This window comes from Nonomuraea antri (genome assembly GCF_013283785.1).
Taxonomy (GTDB): domain Bacteria; phylum Actinomycetota; class Actinomycetes; order Streptosporangiales; family Streptosporangiaceae; genus Nonomuraea; species Nonomuraea antri.
Window position 1 is genome coordinate 1 of the sequence record NZ_JABCPZ010000001.1, and the last position, 25,270, is coordinate 25,270.

20 protein-coding genes and 1 pseudogene are annotated in these 25,270 nt (G+C 66.9%); 6 read left to right on the plus strand and 15 right to left on the minus strand.

All coding sequences use genetic code 11. The features are described 5' to 3' along the window. Together HII36_RS55495 and HII36_RS00005 are read left to right on the plus strand one after the other, a co-directional pair. Window positions 1–289: hypothetical protein (locus HII36_RS55495; RefSeq protein ID WP_217368979.1), on the plus strand; the 289-nt coding region annotated here is incomplete at its 5' end. A gap of 341 nt (window positions 290–630) precedes the next feature. Then, a complete protein-coding gene (locus HII36_RS00005; protein WP_173520902.1) occupies window positions 631–1,281 on the plus strand; it encodes a hypothetical protein in 651 nt (216 codons plus the stop codon). Between the two features lie 66 nt (window positions 1,282–1,347). Here HII36_RS00005 and HII36_RS00010 read toward each other — a convergent pair whose 3' ends face one another. The 3 genes and pseudogenes from HII36_RS00010 to HII36_RS00020 all read right to left on the minus strand — a co-directional run bounded on the left by HII36_RS00010 (window position 1,348) and on the right by HII36_RS00020 (window position 11,168). Then, a complete protein-coding gene (locus HII36_RS00010; protein WP_173520903.1) occupies window positions 1,348–8,049 on the minus strand; it encodes a polymorphic toxin-type HINT domain-containing protein in 6,702 nt (2,233 codons plus the stop codon). Between the two features lie 604 nt (window positions 8,050–8,653). Further along, a pseudogene (locus HII36_RS00015) lies at window positions 8,654–9,597 on the minus strand (IS5 family transposase). 623 nt (window positions 9,598–10,220) lie between these two features. Beyond that, the gene (locus HII36_RS00020; RefSeq protein ID WP_173520904.1) at window positions 10,221–11,168 is read right to left on the minus strand and encodes a hypothetical protein; all 948 of its coding nucleotides are present in this window, start codon (window positions 11,166–11,168) and stop codon (window positions 10,221–10,223) included. Between the two features lie 1,103 nt (window positions 11,169–12,271). Here HII36_RS00020 and HII36_RS00025 point away from each other — a divergent pair. Further along, complete coding sequence (locus HII36_RS00025) at window positions 12,272–12,637, plus strand: helix-turn-helix domain-containing protein (protein WP_173520905.1); 366 nt, start codon at window positions 12,272–12,274, stop codon at window positions 12,635–12,637. 25 nt (window positions 12,638–12,662) lie between these two features. Here HII36_RS00025 and HII36_RS00030 read toward each other — a convergent pair whose 3' ends face one another. From HII36_RS00030 to HII36_RS00040, 3 genes are all read right to left on the minus strand, one after another. Beyond that, complete coding sequence (locus tag HII36_RS00030) at window positions 12,663–13,253, minus strand: ClpP family protease (RefSeq protein WP_173520906.1); 591 nt, start codon at window positions 13,251–13,253, stop codon at window positions 12,663–12,665. Next, window positions 13,250–13,876: a ClpP family protease gene (locus HII36_RS00035; RefSeq protein WP_173520907.1), complete on the minus strand. Its 627-nt coding sequence runs from the start codon at window positions 13,874–13,876 to the stop codon at window positions 13,250–13,252. The genes HII36_RS00030 and HII36_RS00035 overlap by 4 nt, the downstream gene beginning before the upstream one ends. A gap of 376 nt (window positions 13,877–14,252) precedes the next feature. Beyond that, window positions 14,253–14,555 carry a hypothetical protein gene (locus HII36_RS00040; protein ID WP_173520908.1) on the minus strand — a complete coding sequence of 101 codons (303 nt, stop codon included), beginning with the start codon at window positions 14,553–14,555 and terminating at the stop codon, window positions 14,253–14,255. 673 nt (window positions 14,556–15,228) lie between these two features. Between HII36_RS00040 and HII36_RS00045 the strand changes: the two genes are divergently transcribed. Then, window positions 15,229–15,375, plus strand: a complete 147-nt coding sequence (locus HII36_RS00045; protein WP_173520909.1) for a hypothetical protein — start codon at window positions 15,229–15,231, stop codon at window positions 15,373–15,375. An 18-nt stretch (window positions 15,376–15,393) separates the two neighbouring features. Here HII36_RS00045 and HII36_RS00050 read toward each other — a convergent pair whose 3' ends face one another. From HII36_RS00050 to HII36_RS00070, 5 genes are all read right to left on the minus strand, one after another. Next, window positions 15,394–16,851, minus strand: coding sequence for an amidohydrolase family protein (locus tag HII36_RS00050; protein ID WP_328807530.1), 1,458 nt, complete (start codon window positions 16,849–16,851; stop codon window positions 15,394–15,396). 787 nt (window positions 16,852–17,638) lie between these two features. Next, entirely contained in the window at window positions 17,639–18,391 is a 753-nt protein-coding gene (locus tag HII36_RS00055) for an MBL fold metallo-hydrolase (RefSeq protein WP_173520911.1), read from the minus strand. Window positions 18,392–18,698: 307 nt separating this feature from the next. Continuing rightward, a complete protein-coding gene (locus HII36_RS00060; protein ID WP_173520912.1) occupies window positions 18,699–19,322 on the minus strand; it encodes a TetR/AcrR family transcriptional regulator in 624 nt (207 codons plus the stop codon). 1 nt (window position 19,323) lies between these two features. Then, window positions 19,324–20,253, minus strand: coding sequence for an alpha/beta fold hydrolase (locus HII36_RS00065; protein ID WP_173520913.1), 930 nt, complete (start codon window positions 20,251–20,253; stop codon window positions 19,324–19,326). A 197-nt stretch (window positions 20,254–20,450) separates the two neighbouring features. Further along, entirely contained in the window at window positions 20,451–21,098 is a 648-nt protein-coding gene (locus HII36_RS00070) for a winged helix-turn-helix transcriptional regulator (RefSeq protein WP_173520914.1), read from the minus strand. Window positions 21,099–21,191: 93 nt separating this feature from the next. Here HII36_RS00070 and HII36_RS00075 point away from each other — a divergent pair, with 93 nt between their 5' ends. Next, window positions 21,192–21,479 (plus strand): DUF4287 domain-containing protein, encoded by a 288-nt coding sequence (locus HII36_RS00075; RefSeq protein ID WP_173520915.1) that lies wholly within the window; start codon window positions 21,192–21,194, stop codon window positions 21,477–21,479. Window positions 21,480–21,589: 110 nt separating this feature from the next. Then, window positions 21,590–22,519 (plus strand): helix-turn-helix domain-containing protein, encoded by a 930-nt coding sequence (locus HII36_RS00080; protein WP_173520916.1) that lies wholly within the window; start codon window positions 21,590–21,592, stop codon window positions 22,517–22,519. An 84-nt stretch (window positions 22,520–22,603) separates the two neighbouring features. Here the strand turns inward: HII36_RS00080 and HII36_RS00085 are convergent, their stop codons facing one another. From HII36_RS00085 to HII36_RS00100, 4 genes are read right to left on the minus strand one after another with little or no spacing between them, the layout of a single operon-like run. Next, window positions 22,604–23,410: an NAD(P)H-binding protein gene (locus HII36_RS00085; RefSeq protein WP_173520917.1), complete on the minus strand. Its 807-nt coding sequence runs from the start codon at window positions 23,408–23,410 to the stop codon at window positions 22,604–22,606. Then, complete coding sequence (locus tag HII36_RS00090) at window positions 23,407–24,282, minus strand: alpha/beta hydrolase (RefSeq protein WP_173520918.1); 876 nt, start codon at window positions 24,280–24,282, stop codon at window positions 23,407–23,409. The genes HII36_RS00085 and HII36_RS00090 overlap by 4 nt, the downstream gene beginning before the upstream one ends. Continuing rightward, window positions 24,279–24,734 (minus strand): nuclear transport factor 2 family protein, encoded by a 456-nt coding sequence (locus tag HII36_RS00095; protein ID WP_217368980.1) that lies wholly within the window; start codon window positions 24,732–24,734, stop codon window positions 24,279–24,281. The genes HII36_RS00090 and HII36_RS00095 overlap by 4 nt, the downstream gene beginning before the upstream one ends. Next, entirely contained in the window at window positions 24,731–25,135 is a 405-nt protein-coding gene (locus HII36_RS00100) for a nuclear transport factor 2 family protein (RefSeq protein WP_173520919.1), read from the minus strand. The genes HII36_RS00095 and HII36_RS00100 overlap by 4 nt, the downstream gene beginning before the upstream one ends. Between the last annotated feature and the right edge of the window lie 135 nt (window positions 25,136–25,270).

The following is a 25,270-nucleotide window of genomic DNA, read 5'->3' on the forward strand; positions in this document are numbered from 1 at the left end:
GGTGCTGGGGGTGGTGGGGAGTTGCGGTGTCATCGTCCTCACCTACGTCGTTCCCCAGCTCCTCGTGGCGGCGTACTTCATGCCGCTGCTGATGCCGGCCTACTTCCTGCTGGCCGTCGCGTTCGGCGCCCTCGTCGGGCGAGCCCTCGGTGTTCCGAGGGCGTGCAGGATGCCCAGGTGGCCCGGGGAGAGCAACACCTGGTGGAGGCCCCATCGCCAGGCCCGACGCCGGTTGCCTTTCTTCGACGCCAAAGCGGAACCCGATCTCAAACCTCTGGAGATCCCATGAGCTGGGCCGGCCGACTGCGACCCACAGGTGATCGACCTCCGATGCCACGGACCGCCGGACCGACCGATCTCCGACCACCACCTGCGACATCATCCCGCCGACTGATCGCATGTGCCTACGAACTACGGAACGCGGCATAGAGACGCGGTCTCGGCGGGCCCGAGGATGTCAACGACAACTCATCCTCACTATCGGTAGCATATTGATTACGCAAGGTGCGCTCGCTCGCTCACCCGTACTCTCCTACCACAGCAGCAAGCCCCCTGAGCACGGAAGGGCAGGCGGAAGTGGACGACTCCACCGATCCCGGTCTTGCGAGGTCCACGTGTCATAATGATGCGATGATCGATCCGATGAGTATTGATCTATTCCGATTTTTCGTGGATTGGACAGGCCCGCCGGATGCAAACCCAAGTCCGCTGGGCGCCTCTCATCGCTGGCTTCCTGAGCCTCTGAAGCAATGGTTCGAGCTCACCTCTCAATGGAGTGAACCGTTCATGAGGTTGAAACGAATGCGGCGTCCCGAAGAGATAGAAGCGGAAGACGGTAAGGCCATTTTCATGGAGGACCCCACCGGCGACTGGCTCTGGGCATTCGATACGGACAAGACAAATGTAGTGTACGAAGCAGAACTCGGCGGGAGGTGGGATCGAGCCACGGAATTCCTCCCGGAACTCCTCGTCCATAACGCCCTGAGTGAAGCAACTTATAACGCTCGGGCGTGGCGCGAGTATGACAACGTGGAAGAGCGCTTCGTGACTGACATCCTGACGCCGCTGGATGAGGTCGCACTCGGCGAATGGCGGTGGCCCAGTCCTGGCCATCGGGTTTTCATGGGGACAGCGCTGGTGGCCGAGGTGTCGCCAACCATGGATCTCTGCACGTGGGAGACAAAGCCCGGGTATGCTGATCTCCGTATTGCGGCGAGTGACGTGGAGCGTCTTTCCTATCTGGATCGGATTGCATCGATACGGTGGAGCAAGTCGCGGTAACATGTTCGGGAGGCGGGCGCAGCATTCACGCCCGCCTCCCGAACATTCATCAGATACCATCGGTGACTAGTCATCTGCACCTGTATAGGTCCTGCTTTGGATGTTCCCCGCGCCGTCCCGCCAGGTGACTCTCAACTTCTTACCTGGCGGCAGCATATCCTCCAAGCTGTCCTTGCAAGCGCCGCAGATGTACTTGCCGCTGATGTAGAGGAAAGCCTCATCGAGATTGGGATTGGCGCGTAGAGCCCCGGCGGCTTGTGCCTCCAGGTGATGGTAATTGGACTTCTTGGCGCCCTTGGGAAGGTTGTTCAGATAGTTCGGGTGTAGATTCCGGCGACCCGTCGACAGAGGTACCGGCTTCTCTCGGTCCGGCAGATAGAGTGCCCCCGTCATACCTCCGGGCTCTTCGAACTCGCGTGCCGCGGTTGCGGCCTTGTCCAGCCCCTCCTCGTCATCGGGTGGGCAGTAGCTGTTGTGGACGAGGAGGTCTGCCTGTCCCGCGGCGGTGTAGTACGTGTGAAGGTCCGCGACAGTGAGGTTGTGGACACGCTGCGCCGGACGTCCCTCCCGCGTTATGGCCGTAATCTGGATGTAGGTTCCGGCGGCGGTCTGCAGCCACATGCCAGGCTGAAGCTGGCCGGCATCCATCCAGTGACCCTGTTCCGGTGCCCAGAACGGGTGCTGATCGGTGGCCACGATGGTGTCAGTCTCATCGCCGCGGGTGCCATCCGTGTCTATGGTGACGGACACCAGCGACTTGCTACCTATGCTGGTGAGCGTCTTCACCACGGATTTCGCAGCGGTCTCTCCCGTGTGTGGATCGGTCGCGAGAACTTTGTCTCCGACCCGCACCTCCTCGATGGGCTTGGCGGTGCCATCTGCCATGCGTACTTCGGTCTTTGGCACGAAACTGTTGCAGTCCCTGGCCTTTTTGCGAGGATTTTTGAATTTCGCGTCGGCCAGCGCTTCGAGGCACTTGTTATTCGGGTTTTGCGCGCATGTAGTACCTACCGTGACGAGGTCGTAATAGTTCTTTAGCCAGGTAAACAAGGCAATCTCGAGCGGTGAGAACTCAGGCTCGCTGCTGCACTTTCCTTGGTGACAGTCCAGGCGAATCTTTGGGACGTTTTCATCCTTTTTCTTAGCTGCCTTGATCTTTTTTTCCTGGGCTGCTACGGCTTGCTTGTGCTTTTTCTCAAGCTCAAGCTCCCAATTTTTCTTCCTCTGCCCGCTCGGACGGTGCGTCTTGTAGAAGGCCGCGTCGGATTCCCGGGTCCCGGTGTCCACACGTCGGCCATCAGGGTCAGCGAGGTCGATGGGATTGTTGGCGGCGTACGAGTAGGCGTTTGCCCATTCGGGGGTGCGCAGATCAAGTTCCGGGTCGGTGGAGATAAACTTGGCGATGGCCGGGTCGTAGTAACGAGCACCCAGATACGTCAGGTCGGTAGAGGCGTCCTCTGTCTTGCCTAGGAAACCTCTGTCGGTGAAAGGCAGGTCGTCGCTGCCCCGGCGCTGGCCGAAGGGCAGGTAGCGTTCGCGACTGACCGAGCCGGTGGAGTTATTGACAGCGAGCTGGGCGCTGCCGTGGTTTCCGGGAAACAACCAGGTGACATTGGTGGTGTCACGCATGGCGACCATGGAGCCGTCGCTGGCGGCGTAGTAGCGTTTGCCACTGACCTGGCCGTTTGACAGGCGTAGTTCCATCCCGCCGAGGTAGAGAGTCGCGCTGCTGTCCGGGTCGCGGCGGATCAGCCGATCGCCGGCGGCGTCGTAGACCATATGGGTCTCTTGGCCGTCGACGGTGGCCTGTGTGAGCTGACCGAGGTGGTTCCAGCCGAAGCTGGCCTGTTCACCCGCCACCGTGCGGGCAGTGAGCTGGCCATTGTTGTCGTACGTGTATGTGTCGGCGCCGTTGGGCCGGGTGATGGTGGTGACGGCGTTCGGGCGGACCGCGTTGGCCCCAGGGGCCGGGTAGGTGTAGGTAGCGGTCTCACCATTGTCGGTCAGCGTGGTGATGTTGCCGACCTTGTCGTAGGCGTAGGCCTGGCTGTAAGGGTCGAGGCCCTTGGCATCACCGCTGCCGGTGCAGGAGCCGGCGGTGGTGGTGTAGGCGGTCTTGAGGCGGAGTAGGCCATCGTAGGTGAAGCATTCGGACTGGCCGTCCATGGTGCCGGGAATGGCGGAGGCGGCATCCAGCACACGGGTGATGCTTCCGCCGATGTTGTAGCTGTAGCGGTCGTCCTGAACGGTCTCGGGGGTCGCGGTATCGGCCTTGGTCTGGGTGGTGACGCGGGAGAGCCAGTCGGTGGTCGGGTCACGCTCGAGGACGCGTTCGATCTGACCGTTGGCGCCGAGTAAGCGAGCCTCCAGCTTCCCAGTCCGGGTAAAGGTGGTGTCCTTGATGTAGGTGAAGTTGCCCAGGTCTGAAGTGAGGCTCTTGGCGAAGCCGAGATCGGTGTAGCCGTAGGTGAGTTTCTCGGCGGTTAGGCCACCGGCTGCGGGCACACCCTGTTCGCGGAGGTTGCCGGCAGCGTCGTAGGAGAATGTGAAAACGTAGTCACCAGCCAGATCCTCCTCCACGGCGGGAACGGTGATCTTGGTGGTGGTTGGCCGGTAATCGTTGTCGTAGGCGGTTACCGTTTGTGTGTACGGCTGGCCGTTGGTATAGCGAATGGCAGCGTCGGGCTGTCCCTTGACGACGGTGTCGTAGGCCCATTCGGCAAGCTTGATGCCAGTGTTCGGCTCACCGGCCCACTGGCTGGTGCGGCGGCCTAGGTCATCATAGGTAGTGGAGACCTTCTGACCCTTGCCGTCGATACTCCAGATCTGTCGGCCTGCCAGGTCGTACCCGTGACTGGACGTGCCCGCGTCTGGGTCCGACGCAGTAATGCGTCGGTCAAGCCAGTCGTAGGTGTAGGTGCGGACGTTGCCGTTGGCGTCCGTCATCTTGGTCAGGTTGTCGTTGAGGTCATATCCGTAGGTGGTGTCGGCGTGGTTGGTGGCATCCGACCACTCTTCGACCTTGACGACCCGGTCGTAGACATCGGTGGCCGTGGCGGTCTTGCCGCCGACCGGCGGGGTGACCTCGGTGCGATCGCCGCCAGGGTAGGTGGTGGTGGTACGCCGTAGTTCGGTGCCCTCGTGGTAGGCGATGACGGCAGTGGGCCGCTCCAGCCCGTCATATACGGTCTTGGTCCACTGCGGCAGGCTGGTCAGATTCGGGTTCAGCAGTCCGCTGCCCGGTGCCTCATCATTGTACGTCGGCTCGGAGATCGTCCCGGCAAGGCCGCGCCCGTCATAGGTTGTCGCGATGACGATCCGGCCGCCGCTGGGGGAGGCGGTCTGGGTCTCTCGCGTACGACCGAAGCCGTCGTCATAGCTGGATGTCGCCGTCCATTTGGCCTGGGTGCCACTACCCATCAGCAGTTGCTTGACGGTGGTCTTGATTGGCGTGGTCGGCTGCCCCCGCCAGCCATCCCAGTCGATGTCGTAGGTGACGGTGGCGCTCGGCGTGCCGCCACTGCGTGGCTGGCTCGGCTTCCACAACTGGGTCGTCCGCCCTAACCCGTCATAGTCCATCTCAGTGGTCTTGCCGTTCGCGTCGGTCACCGAGGTGGGTTCACCGAGTGTGTGGGACAGTCGGGTGTTGATGATGTAGCCGAGCGGGTTCGTCACCACAACGCCATCCTTCGGCCAGCCAATAGCCGGGGTGTACGTCGTGGTCGTGATCTTGCCGAGCGGATCGGTTGCAGTCCGCGTCCGGCCGTAGTCGTCGAAAATGGCCTTCGTAGTGGAAACACTGCTGGCGTTGGCGTATGACCGGGTCTCTGTAGCGTTGCCGTCACTGGGCTTGTTCGTGGCAGGGTCAGTGCCCTGGTCGTACAGAGTGACCGTTTTGTTGATCAGGCTTCCGAATGTGCAATCGTCGCCCGAGCGCCTCTCCACCACGGACGGGAAGTTGATCAGCCATTGGCCGGAACTGGCGTTGCGGGCGTACTTAGTGCTGGTGCAGGAGTTGTCGGTGGCTATACCCTCCTGGCCATAGTCGTTGACCATGTCCGGCAATCCATCGGCGTTGTGATGAATCCGCTCATCGGCGTAGCGCCAGGTGCCGCCGGTGACCTTCAGCCTCGAACGCTCTCGGGTCTGGAGGACATAGGCAGGATTTATGCCACCGGGCCCGGTACCCGTCTCCTCAATGGTGTACTCCCATCGCGTGGAGCCGACCTCGGTATAGGCGCGAGGGCTGTACGAGGTCATCTCCCAGTCCTGCTCCTGCAGCACTTGGCCTTGCAGCAGCGGCACATCGGTGATGGTTACACCGTCGAAGTTGGTGACTTGCTGTCCACTGCCGCGCAGGAATGTCCGGGTGGTCACGGTGTAACCGGCTGGGTCGGTGCCCGCACCCTTGATGGTGCGCACCTGCCCGTAACCGCGCCAGTCCGAGCCGGCCGGCGCCAGCCCCGGCTCGGCGATCTGGAGGGGGCTGGTCCAGCGCGGACTGCCCAGGAACTCATACGCGTACGTCACGTCCGGGGAGCCGGCGACCATGTCGCGCTCAACGACCTTGGTGGCGAGTTGTTTGTAGAAGCGGGCCCAGGCCTCGTAGCCGCCCTCTGGGTCGCTGCCCATGTTGACCTGGTAGCAATCACCCGTCTGGTCGTTGTGATAGTTGGAGCCATCGCGGCCCTTGGCGCCGCCGCACGGGTCCGCCTGGCCGTAGGTGACCTCGACCCGGCCACCCATGCCGTTCTTGATGGCCGCGATGCGCGGCACCATCCGCCAGGACAGTTGGTCCTGCCAGTCGGAGTCGCTGATGTAGTCCATCCGGCCGGCCAGCATCACCGCGTCGAAGTCCAGCGGCGGCAGCGTGACGTTCGGCGAGGCGGCCTGGCCGGTCTGCTGCACAGTGTCCAGCCACATCGCCGCGTCCCACGGCAGCCCCTGGTCGGTGCGCTGGTACACCCAGGTGTGGGTGAGGTCGAGCCGGTCCACCGGGTCCCACGCTCCGAAGGTGGGGTTGCGGGACTCGGTCTGCACCGAGGCGAGCCGGCGCGTGGAGAAGAAGGAAATCGCGTCGTTCGCGCAGCCCGCCGCCTGCGCGCACTGCAGGTCGGTGGGCACGTCGTCCCCGGTACGCGCCCCGGTGGTGAACGTCATCCGCGCGGTCGGCACGCTGCCCGCCACCTGGGTGTTGTGCCCCCACGTCACCGAGGACAGGAACCCGGCCCGATCGTACGGCAGCACCTCATACACCTCGTCGGTGCACGAGGGCAGGCAGAAGTGGTTGACATCCCTGCTGTAGGAGTAGTCGATCACGTTCTCGTTGCGGTCGACCTCCTGATCCAGATTCCACCGCCACACCGTGTTACAGGTGGGCGGGATGATGTTGTTCCAGTACCGGTCGAAGCACGGCTCGCCGTTCTCGTCGCCGACGTAGGGGACCTGCCATTGGGCATCCCTGGTGGCGCCGAACCGCCAGACCTGCCCCTCCCGATCGGTGATCTTCCAATAGGCGTTGCCGTCCGCGCCTCCCGCCACCTGCTCGATCTTCCAACCGAAGTCCGGGACCGTCTTCCATATCCCTGCTGTGGTCTTGACGATCTGCGCCGACCGGCCGCCCACGCTCAGCACCAGCTCCGACTGTGTACGGTCTGCACCGGTCACGGTCTCGTCCGGCGACTCCCAGCACAGCGCGTCTCCGGCCTTGCTCTCTTCGGCGATCCACACCAGTTCGGCAGTGTTGTCGTCGTAATAGGTCCACACATCACAGCGGCGGAAACGCCGCTCGATATACCCCGCGCTCAGGTCCCAGCCCGCTCCAACCGCGCTGGACTGGTTGTTGGTCCAATCCCCCTGGCCGTCGACCGAGGAGGCGTCGTACTGCAGCGACAGATCCGGCCCACCACCGGCCACTACAGGGGGTTCCGGCAACGGAACGTCATAGTCGAACGAGCCTCCGGACGTGCCAGCCTGCCAAGTGCCCGACGGCTTCAGATCGGTGGCGCCCCAATTGCCGTCCGGCCCGGTCAGGTCGGCCGCCAGCAGATACACCGAACCAGCCGTCAGCTGCGTCGCCAACCGATCATCGGCTGCCTTGGTTGCGTCCGCCTTGCGGTCCTTGCCCAGCACCGATGGCTTGACCTGCAACTCGGCGGCGCCGGTCGGGGTCGCTTCCACGTCGGCGGTCAGCGTGCCCGCCTTCAGGTCGTTAACCGAGGGCACCACCGTCGGCCGTATGACGCACGACCGCGGCCGCGGCGCCTGTACGGCGCACGCCGGCAGCCGGACCACCTGCAGCCGGGAAGCGAACTGGCCGCCATGGGCGTCCCGGAATTCAGCGTAGGAGAACGCCGCTCGTGCTTTGCCCGGCGCTGTCCCGCCGTCGGCCCGGGTCAGCCGTGCAGCCAGGCCAACCCCGCCCAGGTTCGCCGCGATCTCGGGCGCCAGCGTCTCCACCGTCACCTTGTCCAGCTCGGCACCCTCCACCTGGCCTACCCGCACCGGCAGCGCCCCCGCCTCGGCCAGCTTGCCCGCCTCTGGAACGTTGACCTCGGCCTTTCCCGGCTCTGGCCACACCGGCTTCTTCCGCGTCACCTCCAGCGAAGATTCCTCTGCCCCCTTGGCTGCCCTTCTTGTTGGCACCGGCTGAGCGTCAACCTGTGGCTCGGGGTTGGTCGCGGCAGCTACCGCCGTGTCGATGAGTTGAACGGGACCTCCAACGCTGGAAATCAACACCAGCGTCACAAGGCCAACGACGAAAGCCACTAATCGGATCCGTAAGTGACGACCGCGCATTCTGCACACCCTTCATGGCACGCTGACACAGACCTCGACGAAAGGGCCTTGGATACTTAAAGGCGACGAAGGACGATCAATCGGAGGTTGATCGAGGAACGAAGTTCGGTCAATGCAGAGAACGTCACTTTCCCGACACGTCTAGTCAGGACGTAGTCAAGGTCTTTACATGCTGCCTGTTCAGACGCAACCCTCTAGTCAGGCAGTCAACTTCGATCAACTTGGTGTGAGTTGCGTCACACGATCACCATAAGGGTGACCTAAAGCAGAGCCCGACGACACGGTGCTCGGTGTGCCCGTGGTCATGGTTCATTGACCAGTTGGCGGCCCCTGCCGGGGTGGCGCTTCCGTCTCGAGTGGCCAGCATGCATTCGCCATTGCACCTCGACGTGACGGCGTGCTGGCCGATGCGGCCGGGGTGAGCGGTAATCACCTGAACCACCCAGTTCAAGTCACATCTCGCGACGCCACGGTCTCGGCGCCCACCATGACCCCGCTATCACCGTACGCGGCCACGTCGACGGCGTGATGATGGTGCCCACCGTTCGGCACCGCCTAGGGGCTGTTTCTTAGATCAGGTGCGAAGCAAGATGATGAGGGCGGCCAGGGTGACGGTGCCGAGGAAGATGTAGGCGCGCTTGTCGTAGCGGGTGGCGACGGCGTGGAAGTTCTTCAGCCGGTTGATCGCTCGTTCGACGACGTTCCTGCCCTTGTAGCGCTCGGCGTCGAAGCCGGTGGGCCGGCCCCCAGCCGAGCCGCGCCGGCGCCGGTTGGCGCGCTGGTCGCGGGGTTCGGGGATGGTGTGGCGGATCTTGCGGCGGCGCAGGTGGACGCGGTTGGCGCGGGAGGAGTAGCCCCTGTCCGCGCTCAGATGGTCCGGTCGGCTGCGCGGGCGGCCAGGTCCCAGCCGCGGGATCCGGATGGCCTGGAGCACAGTGCGGAACTGGGGGCTGTCGCCGTACTGGCCCGGAGTCAAGAGCAGGGACAGGGCCCGGCAGCGGCCGTCCGCGGACAGGTGGATCTTGGTGGTGAAGCCGCCGCGGGAACGGCCTAGGCACTCCCCAGTTTGACCACCTCCGCCAGCCGGGCGGCCAGGCCGGCCAGCACCGGATCGCCCCGGTTTGTCCCGGTAGCCTCCCCCTTTTGCCGCCCGGGCATGGGCAGCGCGGGAGGTGAGGTGCGGGGCGCGCCGGCGGCGTGCTGGTGCGCTCGTACGGTGGTGGAGTCCACGGCGATGTTCCAGTCCAGGCGGCCCTCGGCGTCTTGCCCGGCCTGGATCGCGGTCAGCAGGCGCTGCCAGGTGCCATCGGCCGACCAGCGGCGGTGCCGCTTGTAGACCGTGATCCAGGAACCGAAGCGTTCGGGCAGGTCACGCCAGGGCAGCCCGGTGCGGGCTCGGTACAACACGCCGTTGATCGTCTGGCGGTGGTCGTTCCATCGTCCGCCACGAAGGCCGCCCTCGGGCAGGAGCGGCCTCAGTCGTTCCCACTCGGCGTTTGTTAAGTCACCACGCCCCATGCACTCATCGTGACAGCCTCACCACAAACCGTCCCCAGATCTAAGAAACAGCCCTTAGGACGCGGTGGGAGAAGCAACGTTCGTACGCAAGCGATGCTGCTCAGGTGAAACCTCGGCCGAGCGTGGCGCTCAGGTGGGCGGCTCATTAGGACATCAACCAATGCGAATGTGATGGGCGTAACCACTGATCGGGGTGGGCCATGTGCGACCGGTGGTGCTCAACCCTCGGAGACCAGTTTCATAGAGGGCGCCGGGCCTCTGACCTGGCGCTTTTGCTTTCTCTTTGCAATGAGAGTTCAAGTCGGCGAACCTGTGGCCCCCGGCCAGGCGCATGGGGGTTCACCTCCTCTCCGACATGCGCGCCCTGCAAGCCCATGGCCCTCCAGAACAGCTACTCGACTCGGATCCACTTCGGCGGGCTGGACGCCTTGGAGGTCTGGCGCTGGTGCAACCCGGCTGGTTCTGGCATCCGGGCACCCACTCACCGTTAGCGGCGGCGCAGGCAGCATCGGCAGCGCTCCGCGTTCGCGGGTAAGCAGGTCGGCGGCTACGACGGCTTCGCGATGGACGCCCCGGCATTTGGGGCGCAGGCGGCCGCCTGCCGTCCACAGCCGATTTCCGCGCTATAGGGCAGCTTTGATCATTTCGACCATGTTGTCGAACGCCGGCAGGCCTCCGGCGGGAGCGCGGACGACGCCGACCTGGGCCGGCTTGGGTCGTGCGATCGTCGTGGCGGGGCCCCACGACACGACCTTGATCGTAGCCCCGCCGCCGTCGGCGCTCTTCCGTTTGTCCTCGACGCTCCAGCCCGACCCGAACTGGAAGGGCAGGCCATTCGCGTCGAAAATGATGCGCCAGCCAATGGCCCTGTTCGCGATACTCGTGTCGGGTCGCTTCCCGGCTACTTCACGGAATGTGGGCGACAAGTCGTACAGTTCGCCGAAGGTGATGGAGCCCGAATACCATCCAGTCTTCCTCATGGCCGGGGTTTTACCGGCCGGATTCGGCAGGCCGAACTTTCGCTCGTCGGCGTCGGCGATCAGCGCCTTGAGCGTTCCGATCTCGAAGATGTTGATGACCTGGTCACGGAAGGCCGTGGCCGCGGGCGTGCCCTTTCCACGCCGCGCCCAGGTCTTTCCCTCGGGCAGGCCGGCGGTCCACAACCGCCCCGTGTTGTAGAACCAGCCACCTGTGTTGACCCAGCGGTGCGACTGGGTCTGGATGACCAGGCTTTTCGCGACCAGATCCCCTTCGGCGGCGTGTTCCTTGGCGAGGGGGAGGTTCTCCCTGTCGAAGTCCACCCGGCGGGTGAGGCCTACCGCGGTGACTCCGTTCCTGCCCAGTTGCAGCCTTCCGTCCTGGACCGGGTTGAAGCGGAACACCCGGGCCATATTATTGGCGGATCTGTTCCTGCCATTGAGCGTGACGGTTCCGTACTGGGTGAACTTTATGCTCGCACCTTTAACGAGCTGCTGCTGTACGGCGCGCACCACATCGGGAATGGCGGCCTCGGCCGGAACTGGCCTGGCGAGCGCCGCGGCGAGGCCGATGAGTAGGGCGGATAAGAGCACTGATAAACGACGCATCGACCTATGCCTTCTGCTACGGACCAGAGATCGGTTACTTATCCAAAGATTTCCGGAAGCGTACCAGTCGCGGCGAGCGATTCTGCGGAGCTCAGAACTCGAATCATCAGCGTCTTCGCCTGCGCTTCGGTTCCGCACGCCACGACGTCTCCAACGAGCGGAATTGCTACAACGGCGGCGCGAACCAGCAGACCCGGCTGATCTACCGGATGAGGATCTACCGGCGCCGCAAGAACGAATGCGAAGGCTTCGACGAGAGCGGCTACGCCCATCTGCTGGATACCGTCCACCAGCGGTTCGAGGGCCGATCGTGCTGATCTGGGACAACGTCAACACCTACGTTGGCTTCTACCCCGTGTTCGACGCCGTCATCCGCAACGCCAAGCACTCTCTCCGGCTCTGGACGGCCCTGGGTGGCGCAGCGTGTGCTCCAACTGCTCCCCAGCCGCACGGAGGCGGCCGAGCGCGGTGTCCGGATCGTTGTCGTCGTCCGCGATCCGTGAACTGCATGCACCAGAAGATTGCGATCAGCGACGAGCGGACCGTCATGCTCGGCAGCCGGAACATCCTGTCGCAGAGCAGAACCCTGACTATGCACGGCGCCCACTTCGCCAGAAGGCTCCTCGAACACGAGCACGCCACCGACTTCGGCTCTCCATCGCCGTGCGGCAGATGCGGCGGCAGTGAGATCGACCTCCGGCGCGGAACGAAGGGCGACTGGTACTGCTACGACAAACCTGTCGGGGAAGCTCCAGCAAGGCCTGGAGCGAACCCGTCACCTTCGGCGGCCGCAGGCGGCCCTCCCCGTAAGCCTCGACCGTGGCAAGCCGATGCCAGGCGATATTCCTGCTTTCCCAGCCGTCGACCCTGCACCACGGCAAAGTTCAACACCATGCCCAGTCCGCTGGACCAGCGGAACGAGCAGCGGCCTCCATACGTTCAAGCCGGCCTGCCTCCGGCGTTCGCGAACGCTGTCGTGGACGGGCTCGTCGGGGGATGGACGAAGGCGGGCGGAGGGGGCAGGGGCTGGTTCTGCTCTACGCGAAGCCCACAGGACGCGAACGTGACGTCTCCCTATGGTGTAAAGCATGGCCTCCTTCATCCCGCCCCTGCGCCCAGCGATCGAAGATCGGTCCGCCCCCGAGTTCTCTCCGGTTCGCGAGCCGCTGTGGAGGCAGGCGCTCGGTGAGTGTCTGAGAGGCATGCGTCATGAGCGGGGCGAGAAGTTGAGCGACACGGCGAGTCGCGCCGGAGTCTCGCCGCAATATCTCTCCGAGATAGAACGAGGGCTCAAAGAGCCGTCGAGCGAGATGATCGCCGCGGTCGCCGGCGCGCTGGATGTGACCCTGGTCGATCTGACCCTTGCCGTGGCCGAGAACCTGCGCACCGCCCAGCACAGCGTGTCGAGAGGTGCTACCTGCTCGGCGGCGACGGCGTACGCTCTGGCCGCATAGCGCGGCGCGCCGGGGTGTCCACAGGCTATGCGTGCTCCTCGATGATCTGGTCGAGGAGCCCGTACTCCAGGGCCGCGGTCGCGGTGAACACGCGATCGTGATCGGTGTCGGCGCGTAGGGTCTCGATCGTCTGGCCGGTGTGGCGTGACAGGATGCGTTCGATGTCCGCTCGGACGCGTACGACCTCGTCGGCCTGCAGGATGAGGTCGGGGATCGTTCCGCGTCCTTGAGCGGCCGGCTGGTGCAGAATCACCCGTGCGTGTGGGAGGGCGGCGCGTTTTCCCTCGGCGCCTGCGGCGAGAAGGACGGCACCCACGGCGACGGCCTGCCCAACGCAGGTGGTCGAAACCCGCGGGCGGATATGGCGCATCGTGTCGTAGATCGCGAGCATCGCGCTCGGGTCACCGCCTTCACAGTTGATATAGAACTGGATTTCGGCATCGGGGTTGTCCGACTCCAGAAAGATCAGCTGCGCGATGAGCGCGTTCGCGACGCCCGCGTCAATGGCGGTGCCCAGATAAACGATTCGCTCGGTGAGCAGGTGCGAGTAGACATCCATGATCCGCTCGCCGCGAGGATTCTGGGCGATGACGTTCGGGATCGTATAGCTGGTCACTTGCCGACTCCTTCGGAAACGCCGAATCCGGGCCGCGGGCGATGGTGAGGTGCGATTTCGTCGAAGTTCTGCACTATCGCGTCGATGAAGCCGTAGTCGAGCGCTTCTTGCGCCGTGTACCAACGGTCGTGCAGGGAATCCTCGAATATGCGCTCGACGGATTGCCCCGTGTCCTCGGCGATGAGGCCGAGCACCGTGTCGCGCGTATGCCGAAGGTCGTTGGCCTGCAGTTCGATGTCGACCGCGGTGCCGCCGATTCCCGCCGAGCCCTGGTGCATCAGGACGCGTGAATGCGGCAGGGCGCGGCGCTTCCCGCGGGCCCCAGAGGAGAGCAGGAATTGCCCGGCGCTGTAGGCGATGCCCAGCACGAGGGTCGACACGTCGCAGGGTACGAGACGAATGACGTCACGAATCGCCAGCATCGAGGGAACCGAGCCGCCCGGGGAGTGGATCCACAATGCGATGTCGGTCGACGCGTCCTGCGTGGCGAGTGCCATCAATTGCGTGGCCAGCAGTGTCCCGTTGTCATCGTCGAGAGGGCCGTCGAGAACGAGGACGCGCTGCTCATAAAGCTCGCGCCTTACCTGCGCGTTGAACAGCGGAAGTTTTGATTCTTCGCTCATGCGTCCATCATGGGAGGCGATTCGGGCCAGGGGTGACGCGATCTGCCTGCGGCGGATCCGCTGTGGGCAGATCGATTTTTTGGATCATCCCGGTCGTCGACGCCGTTGACGCCCATCTGGTGTCGATGCTCAGCTTCCCGGGGAGACCCTGTGGGCTACAACGCATTTGTGAGCGACTGAGACGTGCGAGCGGCATGACGACGCCTCCGGTGCGGAGCGCGGGGGCGTCGTGGTGCCTTGGCTGCTATTCAGGAGGGGGCGCGGTGGCCGGCGACGATTTCCGCGCGGTGGCCAAGGGCCTGCCTGCAAAGGTGATCTGGACAGGAGATCATCGTGAGGTGATCCGGCGTCATGAGCTCAGTGATGAAAACAGGTCCTAGCCTGCCATCAGCTCTGTGAGCTGCTTCTTCTTGTCCGGGTCACGCACGGATGCCAGCAGCTTGCCGTCGTGTTTGCTGCGCAGAAACATGTCCGGCTCGGCCGTGCCCCAAGGGGGAAGGTCCGTCTCCGTCTTTCGGATCTCGACGTCCACCTCCGACCACACGTAGCCGCACAGGCGGCCGCCGCTCTCGCGCAGGATCACACCACGCTGGAAGCAGTGCAGGACCGGCAGCTTGCGGCGGGCACGGCGATAGAGCATGCCGCAACTCGCCAGCGCGACGACGGACAGCAGCACCATGACCGATCCGGCTGCCGGAGACCCCTCGGACCACAGGCCGACACCGCTCATGAGCGATATGGGGGCGAGAAGGGCGATGACGAGGAGGCCGCGGCCGGGCGTGCTGGACGTGCTGGGCCGGTGTGTCAGGGCGAGGTGGCCCAGCTCTCGCTGTCGTGCGAGGTGGTCCACGTCCGAAAGTGGCTTCCCCATGTTCCCGGACTCCTCATTACGTGCGAGTTCGGCAGTTCGCACATCTGCGCGGCCAAGTCGGCAAGAGCGCCGCGCCTGCCTCAGCAGTGGGCTCGCGGCTAGCCCCCCGCCCATGCTCCAAAGATGACGTCCCCACCCGATTACCGCCAGAGGGGCATCAAGCAACGACCCGTCCAGAGCGACTCGAACGGTCGTAACCGATCAGCTGATCGGTTGCGCGGAGAGCTGGAAGCATCGCCGGCCTGAGGTGTCTGGTGATCTTGCGAGGCTGCCCGGGTGGCGGTCAGGTGCGGGCCAGGGTTCAGGCGCCGGGGCTGTGGGTGGGACCCAGGTTGATGAGGGTGCGAAGGTCGAACCCTGGCGACACGGGTGTGGAGACGGGAGTTGTTCCTGATCACGCACAGGCAGCGCAGGCGCCGGTAGCCGACTCGCCGGTCGGGGTCGGTGGTGGCCTGGCGGACCCTCGGAACGTGGACACGCGATGGCATCGGCCTACGTGATCAAGAGCCCGCGGATCAACGCCGAGCACGTCGGCGGCTCGGGCTCCCATCGCGTCGAGTCGGACGGGCTCTGGCTGGACGGCGAAGACAAGCGGTCCTGCCGAGCCGACCCTGCTGCCTCGTCTTGAGCGACACGTTCACCTCGGTCACAGGGCGGAGTGGCAACCGCATCCGCTGAACGGCGGCGCCTGGGCCGCCGGGTCCTTCGCGGCCGCTTCGATGTCCGCGAGCATCGCCGCGCGCCGCGCCGGCGAGATGTATCTGCCCCGGGCGACCACGGAATGGACGCGTCGGGTGGCGGTGATGTCGGCGAGCGGGTCGGCATCGAGCACCACGAGGTCGGCGAGCTTGCCACGCTGGACGGTCCCGAGGTCGTGCCCCATCCCCAGGTACCGGGCGGGCTCGACGGTCGCGGCTTGGAGTGCGCGCAGCGGGCTGAGCCCTGCTCGGACCAGCACGGCCAGCTCGTCGTGCAGTCCGAAGCCGGGGAAAAGGTACGGGATGCCGGGTCCGTCCGTCCCGGCCAGGATCGGTACGCCGGCGCGGTCCATGGCCGCGACGAGCCGCAGGCGGTGCCGGAACAGCCGGCGGCGCCGGGCGCTCTCCTCCGGGGTGCGCTGCCGGCGGATCGCGGTCAGGGTGCCGTTCCAGATCTGCCTCCACGAGGCCGGCAGGTACTTCAGCCGTTCGTCGTCGAGCGCGACGTTCTGCGGCATGTCGATGCGCTCGAACATGGCCAGCGTGGGCACCTGCCGCGACTCGTTCCGCGCCAACCGCGCGAAGACCGCCGCCGCCTTGCGCGGGTGATGATGGCGGACGGCCCGCAGTTCGAGCGCGCTCATCTGGCGCAGCGGGTCCACCGGGTCGATGGCGGCGTCGGCGACGGCCCGCAGGAATTCCGACTCGCGGTCGGACGTGGCGAACAGCATGCCCAGCAGGTGCTCGAACGAGCTCTGCCCGGCGTCACTGGCCTCACCGACCGGGACGACGTTGGGGCAGTGGCCGGCGAACGGGATCCGCTGCCGCCGTGCCTCGTCCACCACGGCCCGGTACAGCGGGCGGGACAGCTGCGAGTAGACCTTGACGAAGTCCGCGCCGTCCCGCTTCGACCGCTGGACGGCGGCCCGCGCCTCGGCCTCGTCCTTGACCTCGTGGAAAGGCAGGCCGCGGCCGTTCCAGTAGGAGGGCGACCCGTCGATGAGCATGCCGCCGATGACCCAGCGCGGACCGGCCAGGGTGCCGTTCTCGACCTGGTCGCGCCATTGGTGGTGGAATGGCATTCCCCACATCTCGCGCACCGTGGTCACCCCGGCCACGAGGTAGAGCGGCGGAAAGATCTTCTCCGAGCCGAAGTTGTGCACGTGCATGTCGCACAGCCCCGGGATCAGGAACTTCCCGGTCAGGTCGATCACTTCGGCGGTCGCGGGGACGGGGGTACCCACATAGGGGCCGACGGCCGCGATCCGTCCCGCGCCGACGATCACCGTCTGGTCGGGCAGCCGCCGTCCGGTCGTCACGTCGATCACCGTGACGTGGGTAAACGCCGTCTCGTCGCCGGCCCGGGAGGCGGCGGCGGGCCGGGTGACGCCGAGAACCGTTCCCACACCGGCCGCCGCTCCGAGTGCGAGTGCGCGGCGGCGAGACCATCGGTCGGACATGCGATACCTCCGGGAGACGACGGCGACATCGCCCACCAGTCTTCTGCGATACGGCTCGGCGCTCAGTCACGCTGACCCCCGTGGAGGAGGTGTGGCTGCCCTTACCACTCAGCTCGCCTGATCTTGTTCCTTCGCCCTATGGACGATTTGCCCGATGGACGAAGAGCACAGGCAGAGCCGTGCGCACCCGCCCGATGTTGCGCCGACCATGGTCGAGCCCGTCGTACAAGGTCCCGTGCTCAGGCGCCGGTGCCAGCCCGACCGGCGTCTTGACCGGCCCAGCCCCGCACAACACCGCGCCGGTCGACTCGAACGACTCCTGGCCGGGCAGGCAAGCCACTTGGTGCGGAGATCCGCTGGTACGGCCGGCCCGCTGTGCGAGCGGGATCACCACCGGTGCCTACCAGGGCAAAGACGAAAGCCGAGTGGGCGTTCAGTCCTGTCGGGTTCTGGGTTCGGCGGCGGTGTCGCTGATACGCGCTCGGCGCGACCACGAAGCTCACGGCCCGGCGCTGGGGTGGTCGAGTACGCACACGTCGAGGCGACCGTGTGGCGAGCAATCCTAGATTGAGTAGGTGCGCAGGAATCCCCGCAGCCACGAGCGAGGCCGGCCGGGGTTACCGACCCGCAGACGGATGTGCGTGCCGGACATCCCGGCAGTTGCGGCCCGGAGATGCGGATGCGACGCATGCGATCGGCTCGATCTGCGTGATCCTCCCGTGCCGGAACACGTTCAGCACGGCAACTCCCATCGTTCGCCGGTCGGCAAGTCGGTCACGAGCAGGTCCGGACCGGACAGCCGCGCCGCGTCCGAGGCGGTGCCGTTGGTGCGGAACAGCCGCGAGAGCGGGTCGTGCCCGTGGGCATCGTGCACGGGCACCAGCACCCGCGCGCCCAGTACGGACGACCCGGCGACGGCCTGCGCCGGACCCATCACCAGACGCGGGCCGAACAGCGGACGCAACCCGTTGACCGGCAGCAAAGCGAGGTCTGCCGGTGGCTGCTGGGCGCGGTAACGCTCCACGAGCGCGACGTCGGCGATCTCACCGCCGAAGAACACCCGGCCACCCGCGGTCTCGAACGCATAGGCGTTGTTGGGCCAGATCAGGGTCCGTCCCGCGGGCACCACCCGCATGGACACGCCGGGGGCGACGTCGCGGGTCTGTCCCCAGCTGAGGCGCTCTGCCCGCAGGAAGCCGAGCGCCTGGGCGCGGCGCGCCATGCCGGCGGTGGGCACGTACAAGGGGGTGGTGTCCTTGGCGGGCAGGGCGCGCAACCCGCGCAGGTCCCAGTGGTTGGTGGCCAGGTTGGTGACGACGATGGCGGCGAGCGGAGGCAGGTCGCCGATCCCCAGGCCGAGTGGCTCTCCACGGCGCAGCCACCACCGTTCGGTGAACCACGGGTCGGTGAGTACGGGATGGCCGTCCAGCTCCAGCAGCACGCAGGAGTTGACCACGCGGGTGACCGCGATCGATGACTTGATCATGCCGTCAGCGTGCCGGTTAATGTACACATGAAGTCAAGCGAGGCTCTGGCCATCGGCGAGCTGGCACAACGGGTTCGGCTTGGCCACGCATGTGCTGGCTGGATCACCTCCGGCATTGAGCGCTGAACGGTACCGGCCGAGCTTGCGGTCACACTGTGACAGCCGTTTGCGCAGGTCGATCAGGGCCGCCTCGTTGGGGTCGGTCGCCTGCCCCGGCCATCGGCGCGATCGCGTGTTCCGGCCTGTCCGGCCCGAATGCCGGTTCGGCGCGCCCCCGTCACGGACGGGATGCGGCCGGGTCGTCGGCTCAGGCCGGGGGCGGCCGTTGCGTGGATGCCGGCCCGAACAAGCGGTCCAGGTGGTACCCGATGATCGCGGCGGCGGCCTCGTGGCTGCGCTGTCGGCCCAGGACGCCGGCGGTCAGGCCGTTGACGAGGGCCAGAAGTGTGGCGACCTCGGTGCGCGGGTCGCGATCGGAGGCGAGGTCTCCGGCCTGCTGCGCGGTGGTGAGCCGGATGGTGAGGAAGTCTTCCAGCGCACCGGGTCGGGTGAGCGCGGCCGCGGCGAGCGCCGGGTCGGTGAGTGCGGCGGTGTAGTAGGCGGTCCAGGCCAGCGAGTCCAGCCGGCTCTGTTCGTCGGAGGGCAGGATCGCGCCGAGGACGGCTTCGAAGACACCTCGCGTGGACAGCCCTTCCGTGGCGGCGGCCCGCTGCTTGACTCGGCGGTCCAGGCGGGCGGCCAGTTCGGTGAGACCGGAGTCGAGCAGGGCCTGCTTGTCGGTGAAGTAGTACTGGACCACCCGAAGCGAGACGCCGGCCTCGGCGGCGATCTCGCGCATCGACACCGCCTGCAGGCCGCGGGTGCCGGCGATGCGCAGCAGCGCCTCGGTCAGCCGGCGTCGCCGCTCATCATGGTCGACCTGTTTGGGCATGTCAGTGTCCTGGCCGCGGGTTCGTGCCGTGCTCCGGCGTTGCGATCTCGGGCCGGGCTTGGCCGGGGAAGGCGAGGATCCGCTCTGTGACCAGGCCTGGAGCCTCGACGGGCAGCGCATGCCCGGTGCCGGGCACGATCTCCACCCGCCATGATGGCGCGATCTCGGCCAGCCGCGCGACCACCGCCCGCGCGTCGTGCACCGCACTGCGGGCGCCCAGCAGCACCTGTACGGGTACGGTCAGCTCACGTACCTGCTCGTCGGTGTAGGCGGGTGGCATGGGCAGCCGCCGGCGGAAGGAGCGGCCGGCGAGCATCAGCTTCATCAGCACGTCCTCGCGCAGCGTGCCGTTGCCCAATGCGCCGGCGGCGCGGTGTCGCAGCGTACGAGGAAGCAGCGCGGCCATACCGCCGACGATGACCCACCGGTAGAACCGCCCGGTCAACGGCGCGAAGCCGACCGGATCCACCAGCGTCAGCGCCGCGACCCGGCCGCCGCCGCCACGCTGCTGTTCCAGCGCGGTCCAGCCGCCGTAGGAGGAGCCCACCACATGTGCGTGCTCGGCGCCGACCGCGGCCAGGACGTCGGTGAGCCAGCCACCGACCTCGGCACTGGTCGCGAGCGGCCGCGTCTGGACCGAGAGGCCGGGCTCGCCGAGCGGGTCGACGGCGATGACCGGACGCGTGCGTGCCAGCGGCTCGATGTAGCGATACCAAGCCAGTGCGTTCCCACCGGCCCCGGCCAGGAGGACTACGGGTTCTCCCGTGGCGGGCCCAGCCCGGTGGATTCGCACCTTGCCGGCTCGGGTCTCCACGTCGATGGCGTCCACCGGCGCCGGCCACAGCTCGCCGAGCACTCGGTCGTAGGCGGCGTAGTACTTGTCACGTGCAGAGTTGCTGGTGAAGGCCGACGGCCGGTCGGGCATGCGCATGGTGACCTCACCTCACGTGCCGTTAGGATACAGTCGTATCCTAACGCTCGATGAAGTCGCCTGTGGCGATTGTCTGGTGCGAATTCAGCTGCCCAGCGGCGCCGCGAAGACGACCGCAATACGAACTTCAGCGGGCATGTGCTCTCCCGCTGGGCGCAATGATCGAGCCGGTTGTCGCGTATGCGCGGGCCTGTTGATCAGAAGCGGAACATCTCGACGAACCGGCCGAGCAGTGCGGGATCACCTTCTGTGCGCACGCTGCCGTCGCGGAGTACTTCGTCGGGGGTCTTGCCGCCGGTTATCAGCTCGCGGATGGGGAAACCGGTCAGCCGTTCGATGACGAGGTCAGGGGACGGGTGCGGGCCGATGCCGACCGCGAGTGCTCCGTCGGTGATCTGCAGGCGGAACGTGAAGTCGCCCATGCGGAGCTCGTAGCCGGCGGTGACGCCGACGGCGGCTTCCGGCTGGAAGGTGGTGCGGAAGGACATGGCGATCGATTCGGCGGTGACGACCTCGCCGGGGCGGGGCTCGGCGAGTGTCCGCGCGCCCCAGCGTCCCAGCGCGATCAACGCGGGTTCGAGGTCGCGTCCGAAGTCGGTGAGTTCGTAGACCACGGCGCGCTCGGGGTGCGGCAGCGCGCGGCGGGTGGCCAGCCCCGCCTCTTCCAGCTGTTTGAGCCGGGCGGAAAGGACGTTGGTCGGGATGGCCGGCAGGCCCCTGTGCAGGTCCGTGAAGCGCTGGGCGCCGATGAGCAGGTTACGGATGATCAGCACGCTCCACCGTTCGCCGATCATCTCCATCGCGCGGGCCAGGCCGCAGAACTGTCCGTACTCGCGAGACGCCACGCTGCAGATCGTACCGCATGCTTCAGTTGACAGATCACACTTGCAAAAGACAAGCTTGCTGCTCGCAGGACTACCGACGGAATGGAGAAACGTATGTCGTTCCAGGCCTACCTCGACAACATCGAGGACAAGACCGGACTGACGCCGCGTGAGTTCATCGCTCTGGCGAAGGAGCGTGGCTTCGACGAGCCGTCCGTGAAGGCCGGAGTGATCGTCGACTGGCTGAAGCAGGACTACGACCTCGGACGTGGACACGCGATGGCGTTGGTGCACGTCATCAAGAAGGGGTCGAAGATCGACGCCAAGCACGTGGGCACCTCGGGCTCCCATCGGGACGAGTCCGACACGCTGTGGCTGGACGGCAAGAACAACCGGCCATGAAGAGCCCTCTGACGAGCTGGACGCGCCGCGGCGCCGGTACGGAACACGGTTGATCGATCGGTATCAGCCCTCCTGGCAGGAGGGGCACGTGTGCGAGACCCGGAGTGATGATGAGCCTGGAGAGCCTGGGGCTGACCGCTGAGCAGGAGCGTCTGTACCGCTACCTGCTGCGCAATCCACGGGCGGACCTGCGGGCGGCGGGGGTCGAGCTGGTCGTGCCGGGTGTGGGGCCGGTGCTGGCCGAGTTACGGGAGCTGGGCCTGGTGGACGGCACGCTGACCGCGCTCTCCCCGGCCGCCGCGATCGACGTGCTGGTACGTCGGCGCATCGAGCAGACGCGGCGCCAGCTCACCGAGCTGACGCTCGCCTGGGACGTGCTGACCGAGCTGGCGGAGGAGCATCGCAGCGGCCGGGCGGTGCAGATGGTCGAGCACATCCCCGAGGGGGCGGCGGTCACCCGGCGCATACGCACGATGCTGGCCGCCGATCCCGGCGAGTTCACGCACATGAAGATCCGCGCCAGGCACGCCGCCGCCGGCTACGACGACAGGCCATTCCAGCAGCTGCTGGCGCGCGGGTTACGCAGCCGCACCCTCTTCCCGGCCCACACCCTGGAGGACCCGGACGAGGAGGAGCACGCCCGGTCCTGGCACGCCCTGGGCGACCTGCACCGGGTGACCATCGAGCCGGTCAGGCACCTGGCGATCGTCAACCGGTCGGTCGCCTTCGTCCAGGCCTCGCCCGCCCAGCCGCGGGCGGGGGCGCTGCAGATCCGCCAGCCCGGCGTGGTGGCCATGCTGGCGGACGTCTTCGACGGCATGTGGGAGCGGGCCCGCGACCTGGACGATCTGCCGCTGTCACCGATCGAGCAGCAGGTCCTGCGCGCGCTGACCTGCCACGACACCGACGAGGCCGCCGCCCGGTCGATCAGCGTGTCGGTGCGCAAGTTCCGCGCGCACGTGGCGGAGCTGATGGCGCGCCTCGACGCGGCCACCCGCTTCCAGGCGGCGCTGCGTGCCAAGGAACGCGGCTGGCTGTGAGGAGACGGGCCGGCGGTGTCAGCCGGGCGGGGTGAAGCAGATGCCTGACGATACGAACCTGCCCCGTCCAGGCGAACCTCCCGATCACGAGGGGCGCGCTCCGAAGTCGGAGACGTGGGCGCCGGCCCATTGCGCGAAGGTGCGGGCAGGACGGCCGGTGAGTTTCTCCACGGTGGGGTGGACGGTGCTCTCGTCGATGGTGTGGTCGCGGTAGAAGCTGAAGAACGCCCGCACGTACTCGATCGGCGTGGTGGCGCTCATCCGCGTCCAGGCCTCCTCGTCCGTCAGCGCCTCGAAGCGCAGCTCGCGGCCCAGTGCCCGGCCGAGGATGCGGACGCGGTCGGCGGGCAGCAGCGCCTCAGGCCCGCTGAGAGAGTAGACGCGTCCCTCGTGCCCCGGCCCGAGCAGCGCCTCGACGGCCACCGCCGCGATGTCGGCCGGGTCGATGGCGGCGATCGGCACGTCGCCGAAGGCGTCGCTCACGACGTCGCCCGTCCGCAGCTGCGGCAGCCAGCGCAGAGCGTTGGACATGAAGGCGGACGGCCGCAGGAACGTCCAGGCCGAGCCGGACTCACGGACGGCCGCCTCGGAGTCGATCATGTACGCGGAGACGGCGTTGGCGGTGTCGGTGGCCACGGCGGCCTGGCTGGACAACAGCACGACCCGCTCGACCCCGGCCCTGTCGAACTCGGCGGTCAGCCCACGCATGTAGCGGTAGCCGGGCAGCAGGAACACCGCTCGCACCCCGTCCAGCGCGGGACGCAGCGAGGCGGGTTCGTTCAGGTCTGCTCCCTCGCTCCGCGACAGGGCGCGGAACGGGGCGCCCGCCGCGGTGAGCTCCGCGACCACCTCGCGGCCGACGTTGCCGGTGGCTCCGGTGACCAGGATCATCCCAGCGTCCTGCGGAAGTGCGCGGCCACGGCGTCGGCCGACACCGCCACCTGCGGCTCCTGGTCGTAGAAGTCGAACTGGGTGCCCTGGGTCCACAGGATGTCCTTGGGCCCGGCCAGCCCGGCGTGGAAGCGGCGCGCGCCGTCGGGGATGGCGGCGTCCTCGCTGTGCACCAGCAGGGTGGGACGGCTGATCCGCGGGGCCAGCGCGATGGAGTCGTAGGTGAGCCAGTCCGGCCAGGCCATCACCGCGAACCGGTTGGGCCAGGCCGCGATGCCGCCGCGGGCCGGGTTGAGATAGAAGTCGATGTCGTACGGCATGGCCGCGCGCTGGTCCGTGGCGCTCACCACCGGCACGTAGTCGATCTCGCCTGTCTCGTCATGGCGCGACCGGGCCTCGCGTCCGATCTTGATCTTGTCGGCCACCGCCTGCGCGCCCCCGTAGGCGGCCTCGCAGATGGCGGCGTCGTGGAGCCAGGGCGCCACCAGCGCCAGAGAGGAGATGCGGGGATCGTCGGCGGCGTTGTCGGCCATGTACATCGCCGCCGCGCAGATGCCCAGAGCGCCCAGCCGGTCGCCGTCGACCGCCGGGTGGGCGGCCAGGAAGCCGACCGCGTGGTGGATGTCCCTGACCTTGCGCGCCGGGTTCTCCACGTCCCTCGGCTCGCCGCCCGAGGCGCCGAAGCCGGTGAAGTCGAAGGACAGCGCCGCGAAGCCGCGCTGGGCCAGCCGCTCGGCGTACCGGTCGGCCATCAGCTCCTTGACGCTGGTCCAGGTGCCCGCCACGACCACGCCGGGCGCCCGCTCCACCCCTTCTGGCAGGAACAGGTTGCCGGACAGGGTGACGCCGTCGCTGTCGAAGGTCACGTTCACGCGTACTCCAAGGTCGCTTTGGTGATCAATCCGTCGGTGATGTCGAAGTGGTAGTTCGCGCGGAAGCCGCCCACGCCGCCGGGCTGGAAGCGGACCAGCATGCTCACCCCGCCGTCGCGCGGGGTGTGGTCCAGCAGCGTGTACACGCCGCCGATGACCTCGTCGGCCGCCCATCGGCGGATGGCGTCCCTGCCGCGGATCTCGCGGCCGACGTCGACGACCAGGCCGTCGGGCGCGAAGGCGGCGGCCAGCGCGTCGGCGTCCGCGGCCGCCACCGCGTCCAGGTAGCGCTGCGCCGCGGGGTCCAGCGGGCCGCGCGAGGCGGCCGGCGAGGGCAGCGGCTGGACGGTGTCGGCGACGACCGCGCGCAGGAAGTCGCTGCCCGACACGGCCGCGATCGCGCCGACGGCCAGCACGGCCACCGCCGTTCCGGCGATGGCGATCCGCCTCATCGGACGCCGTCGTTCCAGGCCGCGGTCATGACCACCGCGGTGATGCGCCAGCTTCCTCCGGTGCGGGTCAGGGCGAAGCGGTAGGTGCCCCCGAGCGTCCACAAGGTGTCATCGCTCTTACGGTGGGTGGCCTGGAAGGGGGCGGTGCACGACGCGGTGTCGCCGTCGACGACGACCAAGGGGTGGCCGAGCAGGTGCTGGGTGGCCGCGTAGCCGCCGAGCGCGGCCCGCCAGCCGTCGATGATCTGCGCCGGGGTGAGCGTGACGGGCTCACCGCCGTTGAGGCTGGTGTAGTCGAGAGTCACCTTGCCGGAGAACACCTCGGCCAGCTTGTCCCACTGCCGCTGGTCGGCGTGCCAGGCCATTCTCAGGCAGGTGTCGATGATGTCGTGTCGCTCCATGCGGGCAAGGATGTCGGCGTTGGGGTGGTTCGCGGGAGACGGAGAAGCTGCAGCTCCGGCTGCAGGAACCTGCAGAGCACCGCCCGCTCGGCCCCTTGCCCTGCTTCGATGCGTAATGCCGGTTCAGCCGTAAGC

Excerpts from the sequence above, each read along its gene's own strand:
- HII36_RS00005 (WP_173520902.1), top strand. The coding sequence starts at position 631 with ATGATCGATCCGATGAGTATTGATCTATTCCGATTTTTCGTGGATTGG.
- HII36_RS00025 (WP_173520905.1), top strand. The coding sequence starts at position 12,272 with ATGGCCTCCTTCATCCCGCCCCTGCGCCCAGCGATCGAAGATCGGTCC.
- HII36_RS00035 (WP_173520907.1), bottom strand. The coding sequence starts at position 13,876 with ATGAGCGAAGAATCAAAACTTCCGCTGTTCAACGCGCAGGTAAGGCGC.
- HII36_RS00040 (WP_173520908.1), bottom strand. The coding sequence starts at position 14,555 with ATGGTGCTGCTGTCCGTCGTCGCGCTGGCGAGTTGCGGCATGCTCTAT.
- HII36_RS00045 (WP_173520909.1), top strand. The coding sequence starts at position 15,229 with ATGGCATCGGCCTACGTGATCAAGAGCCCGCGGATCAACGCCGAGCAC.
- HII36_RS00055 (WP_173520911.1), bottom strand. The coding sequence starts at position 18,391 with ATGATCAAGTCATCGATCGCGGTCACCCGCGTGGTCAACTCCTGCGTG.
- HII36_RS00060 (WP_173520912.1), bottom strand. The coding sequence starts at position 19,322 with ATGCCCAAACAGGTCGACCATGATGAGCGGCGACGCCGGCTGACCGAG.
- HII36_RS00065 (WP_173520913.1), bottom strand. The coding sequence starts at position 20,253 with ATGCGCATGCCCGACCGGCCGTCGGCCTTCACCAGCAACTCTGCACGT.
- HII36_RS00075 (WP_173520915.1), top strand. The coding sequence starts at position 21,192 with ATGTCGTTCCAGGCCTACCTCGACAACATCGAGGACAAGACCGGACTG.
- HII36_RS00080 (WP_173520916.1), top strand. The coding sequence starts at position 21,590 with ATGAGCCTGGAGAGCCTGGGGCTGACCGCTGAGCAGGAGCGTCTGTAC.
- HII36_RS00085 (WP_173520917.1), bottom strand. The coding sequence starts at position 23,410 with ATGATCCTGGTCACCGGAGCCACCGGCAACGTCGGCCGCGAGGTGGTC.
- HII36_RS00095 (WP_217368980.1), bottom strand. The coding sequence starts at position 24,734 with ATGAGGCGGATCGCCATCGCCGGAACGGCGGTGGCCGTGCTGGCCGTC.
- HII36_RS00100 (WP_173520919.1), bottom strand. The coding sequence starts at position 25,135 with ATGGAGCGACACGACATCATCGACACCTGCCTGAGAATGGCCTGGCAC.